This is a genomic window from Fulvivirga sp., assembly GCF_040220315.1.
In the GTDB taxonomy this organism is placed as follows: domain Bacteria; phylum Bacteroidota; class Bacteroidia; order Cytophagales; family Cyclobacteriaceae; genus Fulvivirga.
This window is the reverse complement of record NZ_JAVJUY010000103.1, coordinates 1-1837: the sequence shown is the minus strand read 5'-3', so window position 1 is coordinate 1837 and position 1837 is coordinate 1. Positions and strand designations below refer to the sequence as shown.

General features: G+C 37.0%; 3 protein-coding genes. All 3 read right to left on the bottom strand.

Annotation, left to right across the window (positions count from 1 at the left end; all coding sequences use genetic code 11):
- Nucleotides 1-376: 376 nt before the first annotated feature.
- Nucleotides 377-922, bottom strand: coding sequence for a hypothetical protein (locus RLO81_RS04755; RefSeq protein WP_350107978.1), 546 nt, complete (start codon nucleotides 920-922; stop codon nucleotides 377-379).
- A 133-nt stretch (nucleotides 923-1055) separates the two neighbouring features.
- Nucleotides 1056-1280 carry a tyrosine-type recombinase/integrase gene (locus RLO81_RS04750; RefSeq protein ID WP_350107976.1) on the bottom strand — a complete coding sequence of 75 codons (225 nt, stop codon included), beginning with the start codon at nucleotides 1278-1280 and terminating at the stop codon, nucleotides 1056-1058.
- Between the two features lie 26 nt (nucleotides 1281-1306).
- Nucleotides 1307-1744: a DUF4304 domain-containing protein gene (locus RLO81_RS04745; protein ID WP_350107973.1), complete on the bottom strand. Its 438-nt coding sequence runs from the start codon at nucleotides 1742-1744 to the stop codon at nucleotides 1307-1309.
- Nucleotides 1745-1837: the final 93 nt, after the last annotated feature.

Below are 1837 nucleotides of genomic sequence, written 5' to 3'. Positions count from 1 at the left end.
GGTAGCTTTTTCAGCAAACAACCTATACAGGGCTTGAACCTGCCTGAAGACGTCCTGGAAAAGATCTATTATAAAAATGCTGCCCGGGTGTATCCAAAGGTGAGGGATCAGCTTGAGAAGTTGGGGTATAAGGAATAAGGTGAGGTCGGTTTAAAAACATTAGAGTCATCATCCGGAGAAAGGAAATGAATAGCTGGGCTGGATGTATGAGAATAAGGTGGTGAAGGTTTTCGGAATGGGTAACGCTCGGCTATGGCAAGTGGCAGTTTCTGAAAACGTTTTTGTCCACCGTAACCGAACGTAATAGCAAGATAAATATTTTCGTTAACACTTTCGCCCGCCATTTGACATAGCTATTGTTGTGCGTTGCCCATTTTCACAATCGTCCATTAATAACTTTAATGTCAGTGTCAAATAGTTTTCTAAGTTCGTTCAAGAAGTCCAATGTCAAGCTTGGCCAATTCCAAAATGTCAGTCCAAATTCACCAAGTCCCCAAGTTGGTTCGAAGATATAGTCGGTTATTGAAGAGTCGTTGTCACATTCTTGGCAATTTATTTTGTCATTCTCCTCGTTAATCCATGACCCAATTTTTTCTCCCCATTCAGAGTCAATATTTTTAAATCCACAATTCGGGCAATTAATTTCCTCTAATTCATTCTCCCCGCTATCGAATACTCTTCTTTCTAAAATGAATTCAAGTCCATTTGTCTTTATGTTGAGTAAACCAAAGTCGTCACCGTCAATAATGTCTTTATACCTTAATCCAGGTGCATACCCAAAATTCTGTCCGAGGACACAGTCTGTTTTTTCTTTGGAAATAATTTCCTTTTCGATTAACCAATCAAAAGATTTCTTGGAAAGTTCTTTGGCTTTCTCATTCGTCACACCAGTCGGTACAATGGTTATATAGGAGTCACTCATATTCTATAATGGGTTACGCACAACAATATAGTGTTTTATGGAATGTTTGCCTAAAGATACAGGATGGCGGTTTATGATAAACTATCCGGCAAATATTCTATAAAACTAAGTTGGACGATGCTCCCTTAGATGCCTATGGGTATTGATTGTATTGAATTCTACTACGGGATTTATTGCCCTTGCCACTTACAACCCGAATGACCTTTCGCTCTGAGTCAATATCACATAGCCTTAGGTTTATCAACTCGGCTATTTCCATCAAACAGGTATACATCAAATGGGGAAGATCAGAAAGGCTTATCTGCCGGGGATTTGGAAATTCCTTTTTATCAGGAGTCCGACATGTCCTGCGGAACATGTAGAACAGCTAACAGTTAAATAACCTTAGATATTTAGATACTCTTTGGCTTTTACACTTGTTGAGCCCAAATCAACCTCCTTTATAAACTTAATCAGTTCAGGTTTGGAGCCGGATAATGTGAAAAATTCATAAGGGTTAGATCTTAATAATTTGAGATATTCCTCATCTCTGATATGTTGAGGCAATACATTTTCATAATCAAGTATTTCCCTACTTACTAAGTGATCTAATCGATAACCAATATGCACGCCTGGAAATGAGTATGAAGGTTTACTTAATAATTCGAGAATATAAATACCAATATTTAAGTAGACTTTAGAACTATAATATGATTTCTGAATGTTAAAGATTTTAATTATTAAATCATTTTCACAATACCAATTCAGTCTATTCTTCTTAAATCCAAGTTCCTTGAGTATCGGTTTTATTTTTATAACGGTTTGAGCTAAGTAATCGTCCATGAAATGAATTGAGGATAATAAGATAAATCTAAGTCATTTCCATCAAACAGGTATACATCAAATGGGGAAGATCAGAAAGGCTATCTGCCTGGG